The organism is Phormidium tenue FACHB-1050, assembly GCF_014696925.1.
Classification (GTDB): domain Bacteria; phylum Cyanobacteriota; class Cyanobacteriia; order Pseudanabaenales; family Pseudanabaenaceae; genus Pseudanabaena.
The window spans coordinates 128,028-148,368 of record NZ_JACJQY010000010.1; the positions used below are offsets into that span (position 1 = coordinate 128,028).

Genomic DNA, 20,341 nt, shown 5'->3' on the forward strand with positions numbered 1-20,341 from the left:
TGTGTTAGGACAAAAGCAAAACCCAAGAAGAGAATGGCGGCGCTTCGCGCCGCCATTCTCTTCTTGGGTTTTGCTTGGCGACAGCTATAGAACTCACGTTAAATAAAGAGTTGACATAGAGATTTAGAATTAGGTTAAGCAGCTAAGTGCAATTAAATATAAAAGCTAAATCTTGTGGCACGAGCTAAATCCTGCGCTACAGGATTTAGCTCGTGATTTTTAGAGTGCAGTTTGCCAACCATTAATCCCAATTTGAGGGGAACCTGTGAAGATTAGTAAAGCAATCATTGCCTATAAGGCGGGTAGTCAAATTGGCAAACTGTGGGCTGAGCGATGTAGCAGTGAGTTAGAAAATCTTGGGGTCAAGGTATTAATTGGTCCAACAGGCGCAACTGATAATCCCTATCCTGTATTCCTCGAATCGATGCACCAAGATATTGATCTTGCGATTGTCTTGGGTGGAGATGGTGCAACTTTAGGTGCAGCTAGATATTTGGCAAGACTTGAGGTTCCGATTTTAGCGATTAATGTTGGGGGACATTTGGGATTTCTCACACACTCGATTGAGGAATGTGAAAATACTGTCGAAATCTGGCAACGGCTTTTGTCTGATCGCTTTGCGATCGAGCGACGAATGATGTTAGAGGCAAAAGTGGTAACTGTGGATGAGGGCTTAGGCACTCGCTTAGGTCAGCCCTGTGGTCCCTTTTTATGTCTCAATGAGATGTGCGTGAAGCCAGCTTCGCCCGATCGCATGGTCACGGCTTCTTTGGAACTAGAAATCGATGGTGAGGTGGTCGATCAATATCATGGTGATGGTTTAATTGTGGCGACTCCCACTGGTTCAACTTCTTATACTGTGGCAGCAAATGGTCCCATTGTGCATTCAGGAATGCACGCGATCGCGATTACACCGATTTGTCCTCTGAGCTTATCAAGTCGGGCGATCGTGATTCCGCCCAAATTAACCGTAAGCATTTGGCCGCTTTCTACCGATGACTTTAGTTTAAAGCTATGGACTGATGGCGTAATTGCCACGTCAATTTTCCCTGGACAGAGAGTAGATATCCAGATGTCAGAGTGTCAAGCGCAGTTTATTGTCTTACGAGAAGAATATTCCTACTATCAAGCTTTACGGCAAAAGTTGCTGTGGGCAGGTGCAAGGGTGCGTTATCCCAATCAATATAGAAATTAAAAGAGGGCGCTTAGCGCCCTCTTCTGGTAAAAAGGGTTACGAAGCAACCCTTTTTTAATGGTTTGAATTGAAGCGCAAAGCGCTGTAATTAGTCACGAAATGCAATTCGACCTGTTTTCGGTAGGCTAAAAGCAAGAAATACAAATAAATACAAGATATAAACAATTCCCCCAACCGCACCCGCAAACGCCAAGTTTTCAACAGGTACACCATTATGAAATGTGGTGCTAAAGCTTAGCGGTGGCTCAAACCAAATTTTGCAAATATCGCTTAATTGCTCAGTATTCATAAATGCACAATTAGCGAATAGTAGCCGAAATACGGCACTTAGAGAGCAGTAAACCGTTGTCGCCCAGCGCCATCCTAAATAAATGGGGGTAAGACTTTTACGGGAAGCTTCAATATCTTCATTGAGATCTTGCCAAAACCAAAGCGCGAGAACGATTAAAATCGCAGCCAAAATTCCTGATATATAGGATATGCCTAAACTACCGATCGCTAAGTAAATCGTAATTAGTACTAAGCTCGCAACACGCCAATATAAAAGTAGCGATCGCTTGATTGCTTCACTATCACTTCGTAAAGCCCAGACTAATAAACCGAAGGGGATAAAAACAAGAAATAGCAGAGCTAATCGATAGTCTAGCCATACAAGTTGACGAATAAGGGTTGCATCCATAAAGACAAAAAATTCTGACCAGATCTTCCAGTTTATGTTACTATACTAACTTGCAATAAATAAGCTTACGTGAGTAGCTATATTTTTTCAAAAACTCTATAAAAACAGCAAAAAAATAGCGAGATCCAAACTTGTTAGTTTAAATCTCGCTGCAAATGGGCTTAACGAAACATCTATGTTGCTGTTTTTAGATTCTCAAATAAGGATAATTTTCACATCAGCTAAATAGCTTAAACACAAAACAAAGGGAACGCGAAGCGTTGCCTTTGTTCTTACAGCATAAAGCGCTAAAGATTGTGCAAAGCAACAATCTTTAGCGCTTTATGGTTTTAAACCATTCGCCGCCATGAAATCGCCAACGTGGAAAGATGACTCGCATGAGCGTTTGTGAGGCTGTAAATACAGCTAGCCAAATACAGGAATAGTGGAGTAAAAACTTGTCTATGGGAATATCGGTACTCAACCAACCAATTTTCAAGATATTACTAATCAAAAACTTGAAGGGAACATAAAAGAAAAAGGCTTCCCAAATCCCTGCGGCTAATTGTAATATTGCTGACCAATCATGATCCCAACGAAGGGTTTGCAACTGGTTGTAAACAATATCCCACATACATCCTAAAACGGTGATCGCGAGGAGGACTTGAAAATAGAGCGAATCACCATTGAGGCTGAAGGGAATGGTGACCAGTACTCCCAATGTTCCTAAAAGTAAGATCCGAGTTTGCCATCTTCCGATTAATGTAGGAGTCATATCTTGTTTTAAATAGTTGATGAGATTGCGTCCCAAAGGGACGCAATCTCATCAACTATTTAATCTCATAAATTGGAGATTTTTTTGTTTTTTGTAGGCGTGTCCCCAAGGGTCGCTCTTATAGCTGCGGCCGATTGTGTTAGTACAAAAGAAAAACCCAAGAAGAGAATGGCGGCGCTTCGCGCCGCCATTCTCTTCTTGGGTTTTATGTCCTCATACACTTGGCGACAGCTATACAAAAAAACTTTTGGAGATTTTTTTGTTTTTTGTAGGAGCGTCTCCAAGGGTCACTCTTACTAAAAACTTGAGGATTGCTATATATTTGAGATTAAACAGCTTTGGCTTTGTACGTAATTATGTCGGAACTAACTTTGACTTGGGTAGAAGCAGGGATTACCAAAAGTTATAGGATTAGTCTGACAATGACTCGAATAGGGCGAGATCCTGCTCGATGCGATTTAGTTTTAACGCATCCCACAGTCTCAGGTTTACATGTGGTGATTTATTTCGATCCCCAAAAACATAGCTTTTGGATGAGAAATATGCGCGAATCTAATCCTCCTATAGTTGATGGTCAACGTTTATTGAGTGGGGAAGTTGAAGTAAAAACTAATAGTGCGATCGCTTTAGGTCAACAAATATTACAAGTCACTAATATTGAAATTGATCTACCAAGTCAAGCACCTATTTCTAGCAATCCTGATCATGTATATGGATTGCAATGCCCCAATTTAAAATGTGCCAAGATTTCGCCCTATGAGCGAATTACCTTAGTATGTCCTTGGTGTGGCACTTCACTAGCGGGAGCAGCTAGCAGTATTTTACCGTCTCAATCTGTCTTATAAAGATTTGAAACCTATGCAGATTTCTGTTCAATTAAGTTGGTTAGAAATAATAACCAATCAGCCGCAATCTTTGCATCTGAATTTACCGATCGCCATTGGTAAAGATGTAAATTCATTGCCAGATAATCTAGATGGAAATCAAGTCGCACAGGTAATATTGGGCGATCGCTCAGTGTCTCGATACCATGCGTTGCTAATTTTTGAGCAAGGAAATGTAGTGGTCATCGATCAAAATAGTACTAATGGAATCTTAGTTAATGGCGCATTGGTTGGTCGAGGAATGGAACTTCGCAAGGTGCTTGCCACTGGCGATCGCCTGACGATTGGACGATATGAAATAATGCTCGCCTTTGATGTGCCTGCTATAAGTCAATCAAATACTACAGGATCGCCAAATAACACTGTTAAATCATCATCTGCAAATCCCACGATTTTATTTAATCCTGAAACAGGTTTACCCCAAGCGAATGTCACTCAGCCAAGTTTAGCTAGTTCTTCTAATTTCCCTCCAGACTTCTTTCAATTGCCAGTCGTGGAAGTGCAGTCGCTACATCGGACAGGGCTGCCTGTGCATGAAACGACTTACGGAGCGATCGGGGGAGGTTTGGGAAGTTATATTTGGGCGGATTATCTACGGATTTTTGGGGTAGCTGCTGATCAAATTGTGGCGTTAGGCTTGGAGCCTCAACCCTATGCTAGGTATAAACGACTCTGTCTCAATTCACAGATTCCTCTATATGAGAGGTTGCGATCTAATTCTGATTCTTGTCCAGATAATATTTGGGGATTTCCTAGTTATGCATGGCGTGAGGCTTGGCATGATTTTACTCACGGCAATATTAATCAGGCTTGCCAATACCTTTGGCAGGTATTTGCGGAACCTGATTTAGCGGAAACCTATACACCAAGATCTGGCAATGTCTTCGATTCGATTGATCGCGAGGTTCGTCGGATTGGTTGGGACAAGATTTATCGTTATGGGCGGGTGCGATCGCTACGGAAAACCAATGATGGACGCTATGCGATCGCCTATTCACTTGGGCAGGGTCGTCATGCTTTTTTAGTTGCCAAGTATCTACATTTAGCGATGGGTTATGCTGCCATTCAGTTTTTGCCAGATTTACAAGCCTATCGTAGCCAGACAGAAGACTTTCGTGCCGTGGTCAATGGCTATGAGGAGCATGAACATATTTATCAACATTTAGAAAGTCATGGCGGGACTGTATTAATCCGTGGACGCGGAATCGTTGCCTCGCGAATCGTGCAGCGTATTCATGAAGTGCGTCAGCGATCGCCACAGCAAAAAATCAATCTCTTGCACCTGATGCGATCGCCGAAATCTCAAGGCAATAGTTATGGTCGCGCTCAACGTTCTGTCGAAAACCATTACGAATTTCAGCCATTTAACTGGCCCAAGGCTTGTTGGGGTGGAGATTTACGCGCTGTTCTTGAAGAGGCTGATCCGCTGACTCGACAAACTCTGCTCAAGGATTGGGGCGGTACAACTACAGCCGATCGTCATGACTGGAAAAAGATTGTGCAAACTGGCTTGAATGAAGGCTGGTATCAAATTACCTTTGGGGCAGTCGAAAAGGTGGAACAACTCCCAGATCGGCGCACTGCTACCTATATCCGTCCGCACCAAATGGAAGGAATCTTGCAGTTAACCGCCGACTTTATTATTGATGCCACAGGTTTAGATGCGAAGGTACAAACTAATCCAATTTATGCCGATTTGCTTGATTGCTATCAGATACCGATCAATGCTTTGGGTAGATTAAATGTGACCAATGACTTTGAGATAGCTGAGCTTCGTAATGATATTGGTAGAGTCTATGCATCGGGAGCAGCAACTTTAGGGAATTCCTATGCCGCAGTTGATAGTTTTTTAGGTTTACAATTTGCGGCGTTGCGATCGGTTGATAGTTTAGTTGCGGCTCGCGCTCCCCATTTGCATAATCTCAATGGCTGGCGATCGCTTTCGCAATGGGTGAAATGGGTGAAGAATCAGTCACCTTAAGAAAGCATGGGCGCACTAAAACAGGTATGAATACTGTTGAATTCTAGTATCAGCCAGCCAAAATGCGCCAACCCTATAATACCGATTTATCCAATGAAGAGTGGGAAATAATTGCGCCAATGCTGCCAAAACCATCAAAATTGGGGAGACCACCAAAAACAAATTTTCGGGAAGTGGTGAATGGGATTTTCTACATAGCTTTGATCCGCAAAATGCTTAAAAATCTTACTGCTGTCAATTCTTAAATGCTTTCTAAACCCTTAAAAGATTACGTACGGTGACAGATATAAATTAAAAACCTGTAATCAATAAATTTCTGGCAGCACTAGCCTCAACAGGCTTAGAGAATAAATATCCTTGGCAAAACTCACACTTTAATTCGCGGATTTGATCGAGCTGATCTTGAGTTTCTACTCCTTCGGCGATCGTAAACATGTCCAAACTCTTAGCCAGTGCAATAATCGCCCTAATGATCTCCGTGTTTTTGCCATTTTTGCCAATTCTCATCACAAAGGAGCGATCGATTTTGAGATGATCAATGGGGAGTCGATGCAGATAACTCAACGAAGAATAACCCGTCCCAAAATCATCAATGCTTAATTGAATGTGCCGATCGCGTAGTTGCGAGATAATTTTGCCAGCAAATTCAGCATTTTCCATAATGTCACTTTCGGTGATTTCTAACCTTAGAGAACTTCCCGTAATTCCTGTTTCTCGGAGAACGTGATCAATCTGCTTTAGCAAATCAAAACTCATAAAATGCTTCACAGAAAGATTGACATTCATCGTTAAGGAAGCATCAGCAAGCCCTTCATCCCGCCAACTCCGCAACTGCTGACAAGCCTGTTGTAAGACAAATAAGTCGATCGCCATTACTAGCCCCGTCTCTTCAGCGATCGGAATAAACTTACTGGGATCAACTAGTCCTTTCTCTGGATGATTCCAACGTACTAGCGCTTCAAAAGAATCAATTTGGTTATTGTCTAACCTAATGATCGGCTGATAATAAGCTATTAATTCATGACGCTCTAAGGCATGTCTGAGATCGGACTCTAACTGAAAGTTATGCAGTGCGCGGCTATGCATAGTTTGCTCAAACATTTGATAGCAAGCTTTGCCATTTGCCTTAGCCCGATACATAGCCGTGTCAGCATCACGCAAAATATGTTCGGGTTGTTTATAAATATCACTACCCATAGCAATGCCAATACTGACATTCGTAAATACTTGATAGTCTCCAATTTGAAAGGGTGCTGCTAGTTCAAGGAGGATGCCATTGGCAACTTTGATCGTATCAGAGGGTTTTTCGATATCTTGTAATAAGATCGCAAACTCATCTCCTCCCAGACGACAAAGCATTGTGCCTGGACGTAAACAAAGTTCAATTCTTCGGGCGATCGACACTAATAGCTGATCACCCACTAAGTGCCCTAAAGAGTCGTTAACCGCTTGAAAGCGATCGCAGTCTAAGAACAAAACTGCAAAATGATAACCTGACTGTTGGTGGACTTGTTGAAGTAACTGCTCCAATCGCTTCATAAACCAAGTTCGATTGGGCAATCCCGTAAGTACATCATGCAAGGCTAGATGTAACAATCGCTCTTGGACTTGCAAGCGCTCCGCAATTTCCTGTTCTAATTGGGCTGTTCGCTGACGCACCCGTTGCTCGAGTTCAGCATTTAGCTGACTAATTTCTTTTTGAGCAAATCTTAAGCTTAAATGGGTTTGAATGCGGGCGAGGACTTCTTCTAGCTGAAATGGTTTGGTGATATAGTCTACGCCCCCAACGCTAAAAGCTTTGACTTTGTCTAATACTTCATCTAAGGCACTTAAGAAAATTACAGGAATATCGCAAGTTTGATCGTTAGCTTTTAGTCGCTGGCAAACTTCATAGCCATCGATATTCGGCATCATAATATCTAGCAAAATTAGATCAGGCTTAGCAGCTTCAGCCACAGTTAGCGCCATTAAACCTTCAGTAACGCTACGAACTTTATAGCCTTGCTCTGCCAAAGTGGTCGATAAAAAGCGCAAGTTATTCGGCATGTCATCGACTATTAATATATCGCCACTATAATTTCTAGTCATTATTTAGCCGCATCCATAGGGCGATCGTTTAACTATTTGTTAAAAGCTTGCTGAGCCGAATTCATAATTTGATTGTAACAAAAATTATCGACAAGACTGATTAAAGAATGAATTAAAACTGTATTACTTTCTGGTATAGATTTGATCAATTCATTCATCATGTCATTATCAGCTAGGGTAGATGCTTGATGAAGTTGCCTAATCCAACTATTAGGCATTTGCGATAAATAATCCTTAAGATTAGCTGCTAAAGTTTCTAGATCATCTGTATTTCTATCAGTGAATTGACGATTACTTTCATCTTCATACAAATAAGTTACACCTAAATACTCCGCTAATTTGTCAAAAATCAGTGCTTCTCGAAAAGGCTTACGCACAAAATCATCACAACCTGCGGAGAGGATAATTGCTTTTTCTTCTTCTAAGGCACTAGCTGTTAGGGCAATAATTACGGTGGCTTGTCCTTTTAAATGGGATTTGATTTGGCGTGTGGCTTCGTAGCCGTCCATTACAGGCATTCGCATATCCATCCAGATCAGATGTGGTTGCCATTCTTCCCAAATGGCGATCGCCTCCGTCCCATTTTCAGCCTCGCGGACTTTAAAGCCTACTGCTTCTAGTATTTTTACAAGTAAATGCCGACTTTCCCATCGGTCTTCTACAACGAGGAGTCGATATTCTGGCTGGTTGGGGGCTAAACCGATAATGTAGCGATCGCTGGGTTGCCTTAACGGCACAGGAGATGATGACACATTAACGGGGAGATAAACCCTAAAAGTGCTGCCTACAGCCAACTGACTACTAACTGTAATTTCCCCACCCATAAATTGAGTAAACTTAAGACTGATGGGCAATCCTAGCCCTGTTCCTTCCGCAGTTCTCTTGCCTAGTTCCGTTTGTTCAAATGCTTCAAAGATTTTTCCTAGATAATTGGTAGGAATTCCTTCACCAGTATCTTCTACGGTAAATTTTAATATGGTTGGAGTTGTAGCTTTCTCTGGGACTTGAGATTCTAATAGAGGCTTTGATTCTGGGGAGTCATTTGCATCTATATCAATAGATAGAATTACCGAGCCTTGATTGGTAAATTTTATGGCATTACTTAACAAGTTAATTAAGATTTGGCGCAGTTTTCCCTCGTCAGTGTTAATCCATTGTGGGACTTGAGGCGATCGCCTAAACAGCAGTTGTAGAGATTTATCACTAACCTTAAGGCGAAACATTTGTTCCAAGGTATCGAGGAGATGATAAAGATCAAAGCTAGTGATGTTGAGCGTAATCCTTCCTGATTCAATTTTTGACATGTCTAAAACATCATTAATTAATTCCAGTAGATGTTCGCCACTGTCATGAATGATTTTGAGATAGGAGCGATGATTATCTTTCAGTGAAGTGTCTCGTACCATTAGTTGAGCGAAACCTAAAATTGCGTTTAATGGTGTTCGCAGTTCATGACTCATACTTGCCAAAAACTGACCTTTGGCTAGGCTAGCAGCCTCGGCAGCTTGTTTTGCTTGCTTGAGTTGTTGTTCGACTCTTTTGCTGTCTGTAATATCGCGAGCGACCCAAACCACGGTCTCTGTATCAATAGGAGAGATACTCGCATTCCACCAAAGTGGTTGATCGTTGGGAGAGAGAAGATACTCAACATTTATAGTTTGTTGTGTTTCTAAAACCTGCTGGACATAACTTGAGAAGAGGCTAGCTTGCTCAGGTGCAAATAATTCTGAAGGAAGTTTGCCAATTAATTCGCTAGTATTTTGCCAAACTGTTTGTCTGCGGGTTTGGGGGACTTTGAGAATGCGCCCCATGCGATCGCGGACTAAGATCACTTCATCCATAGCCGCAAATAAGGCTTTCATTTCGGCATTGGTCACTCTCAATCGTTCTTCTGATTGTTTATGATCAATACCTATGGCGATCGCATTAGCGATCAAGTCGATGGTCTGGACATCTGTGTCTAAGTGCAACTGCGAAAACATCAGGATCACACCGATGACATGCCCTTTGACTATTAGTGGATGTCCCACCAACGAAACAATCCCTTGATTTTTCAACCACGATTGATCAGATTCGCTTAAATCCGCCAAAATTTGATCAGTTAAAAGCGGCTGAAACATTCCTTGGGTAATTGACCATATCTGCTCTTTGCTGATCAAGTTACTGAGGCGATCGCTATCTGATTTGCTATAGTTCCCTGTGCTGACCTGTAAATTTAAATCATTGCCAAAAGCATTGATCGTCCAGATCTGCACAAAAGAGACGTTCATATGTCGCCATAGCGATTCGACAAAGGCTTGGAGAACTTCTTCTAAGGTCTTTAGTTGTGTAGATGCAGAACCAACTTCAGCCATCAAAATTGATAAATGCACTCGCTCTAAAAGCTCTGATTCGACAAGTTTGCGATCGCTAATATCAAAAATTGCTCCATCAATCCATAACAATTGATTCTCTTCTGTAAATATTCCCTGCCCTTTTTCATACAGCCAGCGAATAGTACCTTTAGAGTCGATAATTCGATATTCCAAAATAAAGGCTTCGTGGCAAGTTAAACTTTCATTGACAACTCTTTTTACAGTTTCTCGATCTTCAGGATAGATAATACTTTCCCAACTGCGAACTTGATTAGCGATAAATTCATCAGCAAGATAACCTGTTAGCTCCGTAACTGCTCCACCGATAAACACCATCGTCCCATCGCGATCGCAATTACAGCGATAGACAATGCCTGAAAAATTGGAAACCAAATTTCTAAATTTATTTTCAGATTCTTGTAAATCGGCTACTCTCTGATGAATTCGCAATTCTAAGTTTTCATTAATCTTGCCAAGTTCTGCAAATGACTGTTTTAGCTGTGTCGCCATCTGATTAAAGGATTGCGAGAGAATATTCAATTCAGCAATTGTTGTTGAGGGAACTTCTCGATCTAACTCGCCATTTGCCAAGGCTTGACTCGCCAAAGTTAAACGGCGTAATGATTTATTAATATACTGAGTCGTGAAAACACCTAAAGCGATCGCGCCTGCTAGTGATAGACAAACGAGCAAAATTGTGTTTTGTCGCTTGATATCAATTTGTTCAGTAAAGTCAGATTCGGGCATTACCACGGCTATTAGCCAGTTGATCCCACGCTTATCTCGGTAGGGCAACACCTTAAAAAAAATATTTTCCCCTCCTGCCGAAAACCTTAAATTCTGTTCAGTGCTGATGTTATCTAAGCTTCCAACTTGTTTCTCTAGATACTCCGCCGCATCACGAATCATTGGTTGCTTAATATTCTTAACAGGCATTCTCTGTAATTTTTGTTGATTACTGCTAGTTTCATAGGGCTTTTCTCCTGTCGAGCTAGCTACCAATAATCCTGAAGGTTCTAGAATAAATGCTTCTCCCGACTTGCCAATTTTTAATCCATCTAAAAACTGGCTAATATTTCCTAGAGACAGATCCGCACCTAAGACTCCTATTCTCTTGCCCTCAGCATTATATACAGGTAGACTCGCTGTAATCACTTGCTCAGGTAAAGAGGAGTCTTGATAAATTGGACTCCAAATAGGCTGATCTGTTTGCAAAGCAGCCTGATACCAAGGGCGTTGACGGGCATCATAGAACTCTGACTTTCCCCTAAGTTCAAGACGATTTCCTTGGGCATCTAGGTTGTAATAGTACCGCTGAAATCCGTCAACATTTATCGCTAATTGGAAAGATTGTGTGGGATTTTGTTGTTTGTCTAGACGAGCAATTCCCACAAATTCTCCTGCCTTTTCACCACCATAATAAATCCAAGAAACAGTAGGGAAATTTTGAATCTGTTGCCAGAGATAAATCTCACTAGCTTTACCTTTGGTTTTTAATGTTCCTTGCCGCACTGCATCAGCATTAATTTTATTGATTAAGTGGGGAGTTTCCAGATAAGAAGAGAGCTTTTGCTTGATGCGATCGCTAACTTCATTTTGCAGTTGCCCGACTAAGTTGGCGGTCATATCTTGCTCACTGCGCCAAGACAGCCACGCCATCAATCCTGATATTCCAGCAATCAAGATTATAAACTGACTAATCAGGATGAATTTCAGTGATAGTTTTCGTGATTTAGGAGGATTGGTGGTTAATAGGCGATCACTCATAGAATTATTTCTACTGAAAGCTCCCATATGGTTTTAGCTATTTTACCCTACCTAAAACTTTCACCAACTTTAATAGATTGTTGGCAGCAATTCTAATTATAAAAATCGGTTTTTTGAAAGCCCGCCGTTGGCGGGCTTTCAAAAAACCGGTTTTTGTGTTTCCAGCGCCGAAGGCGCTGGAAACACAAAAATCGGTTTCATAATGAGAATTGCTGGATTGTTGGTGAATGGAAATAAGAGAAAAAATTTTTTATCTTGCTAGAGCGCTCAAGAACTGTTGCAAACGTCCTAGAAATGAACCCGACTGCTTGCCAGTTTTTTGGCGAAATAAACGATCAATGTCATCACTGGAAGGACGTTGAGCCACTTCCGCGAGTTGTTGCATTCCCTCCTCAGTTTGTTGCCATACTTGCCATGTTTGCGGATAGCAGCGCCATAATGCGCCGAGTTCTAGGGGCTTGATGTAATAGGCTGTCTCGAAAGTACTTAAGAAGCGATCGCGCATTTGTCTTGCAGCTAGTCCTAATCCCACCTCACTGTTTTCAAGGCGAGGATTGATCATCACGAATGGGCGATCGCCTGCTAGCTGCACTAACTTCTCTACTTGTTCAACTTCGACCGAAGTTGGCTCGATTAAAAGAAATGCTTTATCCTCTTCCCGAACGGCTCTGCGTCCCTCATTAACACCGCGTACTGATACTTCAAGATCTGCCCACTCACGTTTTGCTAGAGCCGCCGCCCCAGCGTCCGAAAAAATGGCTTGCCATGCATTGCCATAGTGCTGATTAAAACTAGCCGCAAATTCATAGGCGATCGGCAATGCTTTGAGTTCAGGAAATCGCAGATCAGCAATGACGCGATTAGCTCCATCAGCGATCGCCTGATGCGTAGCAGCGATCGCTTGCTCGACAGCATCTTCTAAATGGTCTGGAATTAAGATTGGCTCTTGCGTCATAAATGATTATTTTTAAAGTTATTAAAAGCTGCGAATCATTTGAGTTTAACGCAAAAAAAGGAGAGGTTACGCTTAGCGTAACCTCTCCTTTTTTGGGGAATCTATGGACGATGATTACATCATGCCGCCCATACCACCCATGCCACCCATACCGCCCATGCCGCCCATACCAGCAGCAGCACCAGCACCAGCATTTTTCTCTGGTTTCTCGACAACGAGAGCTTCGGTGGTCAAGACCATGCCAGCAACGGAAGCAGCGTTTTGCAATGCAGAGCGTACAACCTTGGCTGGGTCAATGATACCAGTCGCAATTAAGTCAACGTATTCACCTTTGAGTGCATCAAAGCCGTGATTGAAAGGAAGTTGCTTCACTTTCTCAACAACCACAGTACCTTCTAAACCAGCATTGTCGCTGATTTGACGAAGAGGTGCGGAGAGCGAGCGAGATACGATTTCTGCACCGATCGCTTCTTCATTCTTCAAGGTTGCTTTGAAGTCTTGCAATTCCACAGCGAGGTGAGCAAGGGTTGCGCCACCACCAGGAACGATGCCTTCTTCAACCGCAGCGCGGGTGGAGTTAAGAGCGTCTTCGATGCGGAGCTTACGATCCTTGAGTTCGGTTTCAGTTGCTGCGCCAACCTTGATTACAGCTACGCCACCAGAGAGCTTAGCAATCCGCTCTTGGAGCTTTTCTTTGTCATAGTCAGAGTCACTGAGATCCAATTCCTTGCGGATTTGAGCAACACGCTTGTCAACGTTAGCTTTGTTGGAAACGTCAGAAACGATGGTGGTTTTGTCCTTAGAAATGGTGATCTTGCGAGCAGTACCTAGCATTTCGAGGGTTGCGGCACTGAGTTCCAAACCAGTGTCTTCCGAAATGACTTGACCATCAGTAAGAACGGCAATATCTTGCAACATCGCTTTACGGCGATCGCCAAAACCAGGAGCTTTGATGGCGGCAATATTCAGAGAACCTCTAAGCTTGTTGACGACCAGAGTTGCCAAAGCTTCACCTTCGACATCTTCAGAAATGATGACCAATGGTGAGCCAGAACGAGCTGCTTTTTCAAGGATGGGAACGAGGTCTTGAATTACGTTGATCTTCTTATCAGTGATCAAGATTCTAGCGTTCTCAAATTCCACCAACTGACGTTCGTTATCGGTGACGAAGTAAGGAGAAATGTAACCGCGATCGAGTTGCATACCTTCGACAACTTCTAATTCAGTTGTGAGGGACTTGGACTCTTCAACGGTGATTACACCATCTTTGCCAACTTTATCCATGGCTTGAGCAATCATTGCACCGACTTCTTCGTCGTTACCAGCCGAGATTGTCGCAATTTGAGCAATTTCTGCGTTGGAATCAACAGCTTTTGCTTTTTGAGCAATTACATCGACGAGGTGAGCAACTGCCTTTTCGATACCACGGCGCACGCCCACTGGGTTTGCACCTGCGGCAACGTTCTTCAAACCTTCGCGAATCATTTCTTGAGCCAAAACGGTGGCACTGGTGGTTCCGTCGCCTGCTACGTCGTTGGTTTTAGAAGCAACTTCGCGAATCAGTTGAGCGCCTGCATTTTCTAAGGGATCTTCTAATTCAATTTCTTTGGCAATGCTCACACCGTCATTGATGATTTGAGGAGCGCCATATTTCTTTTCGAGAACTACGTTACGACCTTTGGGTCCAAGGGTGACACGCACAGCATCGGCTAATGCATTGACACCACGCTCAAGGGCGCGGCGAGATTCTTCATCAAATACTACGATTTTTGCCATTTTCTTTTAATTTGGTAATTGGTTTTATTCTTTTTGATTTGTACGAAGTACAAGTCAAATCATTTATTCAACGATCGCGAGAATATCTCTTTCTGCAAGGAGCAAATAATCTACGCTTTCGATTTTGACTTCAGTGCCTGCATACTTGGAGTAAAGAACTTTATCGCCTGCTTTGACTTCTAGCGCTACACGAGTACCTTTATCATTGCGTGCGCCAGGACCAACGGCAGTTACTTCACCGATTTGGGGCTTTTCTTGTGCTGTGTCTGGCAAGAAAATACCGCCTACAGTTTTTTCTTCTTTTGTTGCTACTTTAACCAATAGGCGATCGCCTAGGGGTTGCAGTGTACCAGTATTTAGGGTTAACGATGCCACTATGCCATACCTCCTTAAAATCTAATCAGAGCGGACTTTGCAAGTGATGACTTAAGGTGGAATTTTCATTTCACTTGGTCACACATTGCGTGCTTTAGCACTCTGTCTCACTGAGTGCCAATATACTGCGAAATGAGTAGGGAACTAGATCGGCTTACCGTACAAACCTAATCGAGAAGCGCTACAAGCCTAAAAAATAAGGGTGGCGAGATTTGCCACCCTTATTTTTCTGTAATAATCACATCTAATGTTACGTCCCAAGAATCATGGGGCAATGTATCTAAATAAAACTGATCAAAAATAATTCCTGTTTTAGTTCCCGTAGAGTTAGGCAACCAGCGATCATAAAAGCCACCGCCATAGCCCAGTCGATAACCACGCCGATCGCAAGCCACCGCAGGAATCAAAATTAGATCAATATTTTGTAAATTCATCAGGGGCAAGTCATGGCGCGGCTCCAAAATGCCAAAGGCTCCCGATCGCATATTGTTGTCAAAATCCGCGATCGCCACTTGATGCCAAATCAGATCTTTTTCGACACAGCGAGAAAAGCCCCAATTCTTGTCAGGGAATATTTGCCACAGGGGGCTTAAATCTGGTTCTTGGCGAAAACTGCTAAATGTCAATATATTTTGCGCTTGTTGAAAAATTTGCCAATCGGAGAGGCGATCGCATAGTGCTTGACTTTTTTGTTGCCAAATTTCATGGGGGATTTGGCGGCGTTGGTTGAGCAATGTGCGTCTAAGTTGTTTTTTTGTTTGCAGAAAATCTGTCATTTCATAAGGTTTGTACTGACAACAGCTCCAAGAATTAGTGATGCGGCGCGAAGCGCCGCATCACTAATTCTTGGGCTTTAATGTCTATTTACTGGGAAGGGAGTAATTTAGTACAGGTCTAAATCAGTCACCGCACCTTTGCTACTAGTCGAAACTAGCTTGGCATATTTTGCTAAAACTCCCTTGGTGTAGCGAGGAGCAGGAGCCTTCCAATTCGCACGACGAATAGCTAGTTCCTCATCACTGACATTGAGTTGAATCAAGCGCTGATGAGCATCAATGGTGATCGAGTCGCCTTCTTGGACTAAGGCGATCGTCCCACCCACAAAAGCTTCAGGAGCAACGTGACCAACTACCATTCCGTAAGTACCACCAGAGAAACGTCCATCGGTAATTAAACCAACGGAATCTCCCAAGCCAGCACCGATAATTGCACTTGTTGGCGCAAGCATTTCGCGCATCCCTGGACCACCCTTTGGTCCTTCGTAGCGAATGACCAAAATATCGCCTGCATTGATCTTGTTAGCCAGAATCGCTGCAAGGGAATCTTCTTCTGATTCAAAGACGCGAGCGGGACCAGTAATGATCGGATTCTTTACGCCCGAAATTTTGGCAACGGCTCCTTCTTCAGCAAGATTGCCTCTCAGAACGGCGAGATGTCCTTGCTTATACATGGGGCGATCCCAAGGGCGGATCACATCTTGATCAGCACGAGGCTCGGCAGGAATATCTTTGAGAACTTCTTCAACGGTTTGACCAGTAATCGTGATGCAGTCACCATGTAACAGACCACGCACTAAAAGCATCTTCATTACTTGGGGAATACCACCTGCTTTGTGGAGGTCAGTGGCTACATACTTGCCTGATGGCTTAAGGTCACAGAGTACGGGAACACGCTCACGAATGCTCTCGAAATCATCAAGGTTCCATTCCACTCCTACGGAATGGGCGATCGCTAAAAAGTGTAAGACGGCATTGGTCGAACCACCGACAGCCATCACCACGGAAATAGCGTTCTCAATCGATTTGCGGGTGATGATATCGCGAGGCAGCAGATTATTGCGAATTGCATTGACTAAAACCGTACCAGCAAGTTCTGTATTCGCCGCCTTTTCGGGAGCAACGGCGGACATAGTAGAGGAATACATCAAGCTCATGCCCATGGCTTCAAATGCTGAAGACATAGTATTTGCCGTATACATACCGCCGCAGGAGCCAGCCCCTGGACAAGCATTGCGCTCAACTGAATTGAGTCTGACTTCATCAATTCGACCTGCGCTATATTGACCAACGGCTTCAAAAGAACTAACTACGGTCAAATCTTCGCCATCAAGATGTCCTGGTTCGATTGTGCCGCCATAGACAAATAAAGCTGGAATATTCATTCTTGCCATTGCGATCATCGCCCCTGGCATATTTTTGTCACAGCCGCCGATCGCTAAAACCCCATCCATACTCTGACCAGTACAGGCTGTTTCAATCGAGTCAGCAATTACGTCACGGGAAACAAGCGAATATTTCATGCCTTCAGTTCCCATCGAAATCCCGTCACTGATGGTGATCGTACCGAAAACTTGGGGCATCCCATTAGCCGCACGAATTCCTGCTTCAGCACGGATAGCTAGGGGAGCAATGCCCATATTGCAAGGGGTAATCGTGCTGTGGGCGCTTGCTACACCGACAATAGGTTTTGTAAAATCCGAGTCTTGGAAACCAACAGCGCGTAACATAGCGCGGTTAGGCGATCGCTGAACGCCTTCGGTAATTGCACGACTTCTGCGATTGTCGGACATAATTCAAATCTCTGTTATTAGCTTAATCAACTAAAACATTTTAGAATTTTTAGACACTAGAATAATCACCTTGGACTATCGGCAATTACCAAATGCAACTTCAAACGCAATTTCCCAAGCACTTGTCTGATCCTTTGCCAACTCGTCCTAACCGTCACGCAGCGCTTTATGCTGCGGCTTTGAGCATTGGCATATTGCTATATGGTTGTGGGGAAAGTAAGATTTCCCAATGTAACAAAGTTGTTACTATTGCCAATAAAACTAATACTCTGACAGCCCCAAAGGATATTACAGGCTTTGGCGCATTCGCTGAAAATATTGATCAAATTCGCACAGAAGTAGAGGCGATCGCGGTTCAAGACTCAAAGCTTAAGGAATTGCAAACGCAGTTACTAGGTGTATATGGTGATGCTTCTCAAGCTCTAAAGGGACAAGTAAAAGCTGCTGAGGCAAAAGATGCCAATGCGATGACTAAAGCCAAGCAAGATTTAGAAACTGCATCAACTAAGGAAAGTGAGGTTGTCGATCAAATTAATGCCTTATGTACCAAATAGAAAAATAAGAGGAGCGCTGTGCGCTCCTCTTATTTTCTAAGATTCTGAAACCAAACCTGTAATAACTCTTGGCATTCTCTTTCGCGGATTCCTGCGATCGCCTCTAGCTTGTGAAAAGACACAGGACTATCAGGCAAATTAGCCACGGTACGAATTGCTCCTGCTTTGGGATCATCAGCGCCATAGACTAATGTATTAATTCGCGCTTGTAAAATTGCCCCCGCACACATTGGACAAGGCTCCAAAGTCACATATAAAGTGCATCCGTTTAAATGCCAATCTTGCAATACTCGCGCCGCTTCACGAATTGCTACTATTTCCGCGTGAGCAGTGGGATCTTGATCGCGTTCTTTGCGATTTACTCCAGTGGCGATCGCTTCTCCCATACTATTCACAATTACCGCACCCACAGGAATTTCCCCTAAAGCCCCCACTTCTTTTGCCAAGGTGATCGCTTGATCCATCCAAATTTGATGCACTTCTAAATTTTTCATCGTTTATGGCTTGTCAAAATCCCAAAATTATCGGCGGCGTATTGAGCCGTCGATAATTTTGGGATTTAATGTTACATTTACCACCATTTTTTTGCAAAATGGTAGTAGTCCTGAATTGAGTTACCTATGTCCCTAGAACCGATCGCTTTAACCACACCACTTTTTTATGTCAACGATCGCCCACATATTGGTAGCGCCTACCCCACGATCGCTGCGGATGCCTTTGCGCGGTTTTATCGGCTCAAAGGACATCCAGTCATGTTTGTGACAGGGACAGATGAACATGGACAAAAGATTCAGCGCACCGCCGAAAAAAATAATCTATCGCCCCAAGAACATTGCGATCGTACCGTTGCCGAATTTTATAGTCTCTGGGAAAAGTTTAATATTCGCTTTGATCGCTTTACCCGAACAACGGCGACCAAACATCAAGCGATCGTCAATGAATTTTTTCAACGGGTTTACGATTCAGGTGATATTTACTTAAACCAGCAAAAAGGCTGGTACTGTGTCGCGTGCGAAGAATTTAAAGAAGAGCGCGAACTCCCCGAAAGCCATCACTGTCCGATCCATACCAATGTTGTCTGTGAATGGCGTGACGAACCTAATTATTTCTTTCGCCTCTCCAAATATCAAGACGCACTGGATCAATTTCACGAGTCTCATCCCAACTTTATTCAACCTGAAAGTCGCCGTAATGAAGTCCTTGGCTTTATGAAACAAGGCTTACAGGATTTTTCGATCTCCCGCGTTAACCTTGATTGGGGATTCCCGATTCCCACCGATCCCACCCATACAATTTATGTTTGGTTTGATGCTCTGCTTGGTTATGTCACAGCGTTACTCGAACCCGATGATGAGCCGACCCTAGAAAATGCCCTCAAAAAGTGGTATCCCTTCAACCTTCATATCATTGGTAAAGATATCTTAAGATTTCATGCAATTTACTGGCCAGCCATGCTCATGTCTGCGGGATTAGAATTGCCAAAGCGGGTATTTGGTCATGGTTTGCTGACAAAAGACGGCTTGAAAATGGGAAAAACTCTTGGAAATACAATAGATCCATACGATCTAGTTGATCGCTTTGGAGCCGATCCAATTCGTTACTACTTCCTCAAGGAAATCGAATTTGGGCGTGATGGTGATTTTAATGAAGAAAGATTTGTGGCGATCGTCAATGCTGATCTCGCTAATAGCCTTGGCAATTTACTGAATCGCAGCCTTGGAATGGTAAATAAATATTGTCAGCAAACTATTCCTGCCCATGATCCCCGCGATCGCACTGAAGTCTCAGATTTAATTAAACCAGTGATCGAACAAGCAACAAGTTTGGGCGATCGCGTGGCTCTTGATTACCAAAATCTCAACTTTCGAGCCGCTTGCGAGAAAATCCTTGAACTCATCTGGAACTGCAACAAGTTAATCGATGAAACTACACCTTGGAAACAATTTAAAGCAGGTAAGCAGCCAGAAGTTAACGAAACTTTATACACTTTGCTTGAATCTGTAAGGATTGCACTGTACTTACTTTCCCCAATTACGCCCAAACTGAGCATTGCGGCTTATCAACAACTTGGGTTAAATTTTGATGAAACATCTCCACCTGATTGGAGTCACACAAATTGGGGAATACTCAAAACAGGTATACCCATTCCTACACCAGTACCTATCTTTCAACGTATTGAAATTGTCTAAATTGCAATACATTTGATCTTTAAGTGGTGTAGTTTATTAACTCTTAATATCTACTAGAATCTATGCCTCTGAGTATATTTACTTATGGTGTATAGTTAAAGGTAGCTTATAAAAATAAATGTAATTGCTCAACGTAGGAAAATTGACAAAAAGGCAAAAGCTGATAAATTAAAGAAATGAAGGAACTACCCAACCTAAAAGACCTAACAGACGAGGCAAAA

General features: G+C 43.0%; 16 protein-coding genes. 6 read left to right on the forward strand and 10 right to left on the reverse strand.

Annotated features, from left to right (window positions below; genetic code table 11):
* Positions 1-265: 265 nt before the first annotated feature.
* Complete coding sequence (locus tag H6G05_RS08950) at positions 266-1,195, forward strand: NAD(+) kinase (RefSeq protein WP_190577840.1); 930 nt, start codon at positions 266-268, stop codon at positions 1,193-1,195.
* 88 nt (positions 1,196-1,283) lie between these two features.
* On the opposite strand, the gene H6G05_RS08955 is transcribed toward H6G05_RS08950, so the two are convergent.
* Positions 1,284-1,874 carry a DUF3177 family protein gene (locus H6G05_RS08955; protein WP_190577841.1) on the reverse strand — a complete coding sequence of 197 codons (591 nt, stop codon included), beginning with the start codon at positions 1,872-1,874 and terminating at the stop codon, positions 1,284-1,286.
* A 313-nt stretch (positions 1,875-2,187) separates the two neighbouring features.
* Positions 2,188-2,628, reverse strand: a complete 441-nt coding sequence (locus H6G05_RS08960; RefSeq protein WP_190577842.1) for a hypothetical protein — start codon at positions 2,626-2,628, stop codon at positions 2,188-2,190.
* Between the two features lie 356 nt (positions 2,629-2,984).
* Between H6G05_RS08960 and H6G05_RS08965 the strand changes: the two genes are divergently transcribed.
* The 3 genes from H6G05_RS08965 (at position 2,985) to H6G05_RS25980 (ending at position 5,738) form a co-directional block, all read left to right on the forward strand.
* Positions 2,985-3,473 (forward strand): FHA domain-containing protein, encoded by a 489-nt coding sequence (locus H6G05_RS08965; RefSeq protein WP_190577843.1) that lies wholly within the window; start codon positions 2,985-2,987, stop codon positions 3,471-3,473.
* A 13-nt stretch (positions 3,474-3,486) separates the two neighbouring features.
* Positions 3,487-5,493 (forward strand): FHA domain-containing protein, encoded by a 2,007-nt coding sequence (locus tag H6G05_RS08970; RefSeq protein WP_190577844.1) that lies wholly within the window; start codon positions 3,487-3,489, stop codon positions 5,491-5,493.
* A 62-nt stretch (positions 5,494-5,555) separates the two neighbouring features.
* Positions 5,556-5,738: a transposase gene (locus H6G05_RS25980; protein WP_277874749.1), complete on the forward strand. Its 183-nt coding sequence runs from the start codon at positions 5,556-5,558 to the stop codon at positions 5,736-5,738.
* A gap of 46 nt (positions 5,739-5,784) precedes the next feature.
* On the opposite strand, the gene H6G05_RS08980 is transcribed toward H6G05_RS25980, so the two are convergent.
* The 7 genes from H6G05_RS08980 to ilvD form a co-directional block, all read right to left on the reverse strand.
* Positions 5,785-7,581 (reverse strand): EAL domain-containing response regulator, encoded by a 1,797-nt coding sequence (locus H6G05_RS08980; RefSeq protein WP_190577845.1) that lies wholly within the window; start codon positions 7,579-7,581, stop codon positions 5,785-5,787.
* A 32-nt stretch (positions 7,582-7,613) separates the two neighbouring features.
* On the reverse strand, positions 7,614-11,702 hold the full coding sequence (locus H6G05_RS08985; RefSeq protein WP_190577846.1) for a histidine kinase dimerization/phospho-acceptor domain-containing protein: 4,089 nt from the start codon (positions 11,700-11,702) through the stop codon (positions 7,614-7,616).
* A 250-nt stretch (positions 11,703-11,952) separates the two neighbouring features.
* Positions 11,953-12,657: a DUF1995 family protein gene (locus tag H6G05_RS08990; protein WP_190577847.1), complete on the reverse strand. Its 705-nt coding sequence runs from the start codon at positions 12,655-12,657 to the stop codon at positions 11,953-11,955.
* 114 nt (positions 12,658-12,771) lie between these two features.
* Entirely contained in the window at positions 12,772-14,433 is a 1,662-nt protein-coding gene (groL, locus tag H6G05_RS08995; RefSeq protein ID WP_190577848.1) for a chaperonin GroEL, read from the reverse strand.
* Positions 14,434-14,496: 63 nt separating this feature from the next.
* On the reverse strand, positions 14,497-14,808 hold the full coding sequence (gene groES, locus H6G05_RS09000; protein ID WP_190577849.1) for a co-chaperone GroES: 312 nt from the start codon (positions 14,806-14,808) through the stop codon (positions 14,497-14,499).
* A gap of 221 nt (positions 14,809-15,029) precedes the next feature.
* A complete protein-coding gene (locus H6G05_RS09005; RefSeq protein ID WP_190577850.1) occupies positions 15,030-15,584 on the reverse strand; it encodes a 5-formyltetrahydrofolate cyclo-ligase in 555 nt (184 codons plus the stop codon).
* 107 nt (positions 15,585-15,691) lie between these two features.
* Entirely contained in the window at positions 15,692-17,377 is a 1,686-nt protein-coding gene (gene ilvD / locus H6G05_RS09010) for a dihydroxy-acid dehydratase (RefSeq protein WP_190577851.1), read from the reverse strand.
* 92 nt (positions 17,378-17,469) lie between these two features.
* On the opposite strand from ilvD, the gene H6G05_RS09015 reads away from it, so the two are divergent.
* Entirely contained in the window at positions 17,470-17,931 is a 462-nt protein-coding gene (locus tag H6G05_RS09015) for a hypothetical protein (protein WP_190577852.1), read from the forward strand.
* Positions 17,932-17,960: 29 nt separating this feature from the next.
* Here H6G05_RS09015 and H6G05_RS09020 read toward each other — a convergent pair whose 3' ends face one another.
* Positions 17,961-18,425, reverse strand: a complete 465-nt coding sequence (locus tag H6G05_RS09020) for a nucleoside deaminase (protein WP_190577853.1) — start codon at positions 18,423-18,425, stop codon at positions 17,961-17,963.
* Between the two features lie 126 nt (positions 18,426-18,551).
* Here H6G05_RS09020 and metG point away from each other — a divergent pair, with 126 nt between their 5' ends.
* The gene (metG, locus tag H6G05_RS09025; protein WP_190577854.1) at positions 18,552-20,120 is read left to right on the forward strand and encodes a methionine--tRNA ligase; all 1,569 of its coding nucleotides are present in this window, start codon (positions 18,552-18,554) and stop codon (positions 20,118-20,120) included.
* Positions 20,121-20,341: the final 221 nt, after the last annotated feature.

Excerpts from the sequence above, each read along its gene's own strand:
- H6G05_RS09015 (WP_190577852.1), top strand. The coding sequence starts at position 17,470 with ATGCAACTTCAAACGCAATTTCCCAAGCACTTGTCTGATCCTTTGCCA.
- H6G05_RS09020 (WP_190577853.1), bottom strand. The coding sequence starts at position 18,425 with ATGAAAAATTTAGAAGTGCATCAAATTTGGATGGATCAAGCGATCACC.
- ilvD (WP_190577851.1), bottom strand. The coding sequence starts at position 17,377 with ATGTCCGACAATCGCAGAAGTCGTGCAATTACCGAAGGCGTTCAGCGA.
- metG (WP_190577854.1), top strand. The coding sequence starts at position 18,552 with ATGTCCCTAGAACCGATCGCTTTAACCACACCACTTTTTTATGTCAAC.
- H6G05_RS08955 (WP_190577841.1), bottom strand. The coding sequence starts at position 1,874 with ATGGATGCAACCCTTATTCGTCAACTTGTATGGCTAGACTATCGATTA.
- H6G05_RS08990 (WP_190577847.1), bottom strand. The coding sequence starts at position 12,657 with ATGACGCAAGAGCCAATCTTAATTCCAGACCATTTAGAAGATGCTGTC.
- groL (WP_190577848.1), bottom strand. The coding sequence starts at position 14,433 with ATGGCAAAAATCGTAGTATTTGATGAAGAATCTCGCCGCGCCCTTGAG.
- H6G05_RS08985 (WP_190577846.1), bottom strand. The coding sequence starts at position 11,702 with ATGAGTGATCGCCTATTAACCACCAATCCTCCTAAATCACGAAAACTA.
- H6G05_RS25980 (WP_277874749.1), top strand. The coding sequence starts at position 5,556 with ATGCGCCAACCCTATAATACCGATTTATCCAATGAAGAGTGGGAAATA.
- H6G05_RS08980 (WP_190577845.1), bottom strand. The coding sequence starts at position 7,581 with ATGACTAGAAATTATAGTGGCGATATATTAATAGTCGATGACATGCCG.
- H6G05_RS08965 (WP_190577843.1), top strand. The coding sequence starts at position 2,985 with ATGTCGGAACTAACTTTGACTTGGGTAGAAGCAGGGATTACCAAAAGT.
- H6G05_RS09005 (WP_190577850.1), bottom strand. The coding sequence starts at position 15,584 with ATGACAGATTTTCTGCAAACAAAAAAACAACTTAGACGCACATTGCTC.
- H6G05_RS08960 (WP_190577842.1), bottom strand. The coding sequence starts at position 2,628 with ATGACTCCTACATTAATCGGAAGATGGCAAACTCGGATCTTACTTTTA.
- H6G05_RS08970 (WP_190577844.1), top strand. The coding sequence starts at position 3,487 with ATGCAGATTTCTGTTCAATTAAGTTGGTTAGAAATAATAACCAATCAG.